The organism is Pantoea sp. GbtcB22 (assembly GCF_019091025.1).
GTDB classification, from domain to species: domain Bacteria; phylum Pseudomonadota; class Gammaproteobacteria; order Enterobacterales; family Enterobacteriaceae; genus Pantoea; species Pantoea leporis.
This window is the reverse complement of record NZ_JAGXKB010000618.1, coordinates 1-245: the sequence shown is the minus strand read 5'-3', so window position 1 is coordinate 245 and position 245 is coordinate 1. Positions and strand designations below refer to the sequence as shown.

1 protein-coding gene is annotated in these 245 nt (G+C 55.5%); it reads left to right on the top strand.

What is annotated here, in order from left to right; all coding sequences use genetic code 11:
• Positions 1-36: 36 nt before the first annotated feature.
• The coding region (locus tag KVT28_RS28535) for an aldehyde dehydrogenase family protein (RefSeq protein ID WP_368734946.1) at positions 37-245 on the top strand (209 nt) is incomplete at its 3' end.

The following is a 245-nucleotide window of genomic DNA, read 5'->3' as shown; positions in this document are numbered from 1 at the left end:
CTCGATCTCGCGGTCGACACGTGCGTTGCATCGCGGCTGATCAATGGCGGACAGAGTTGCATCGCAGCAAAGCGGTTCATAGTGGTCGAACCCGTGCGCAAAGAATTCGAGCGGCGCTTCGTCGCAAAGATGGCCACCAAGAATATGGGTGATCCATTGCAGGAAGGCATGGATCTCGGCCCCCAGGCGCGCGAAGATCTGCGCAACGAATTGCACAAACAGGTAATAAAAAGCGTCGAAAAAGG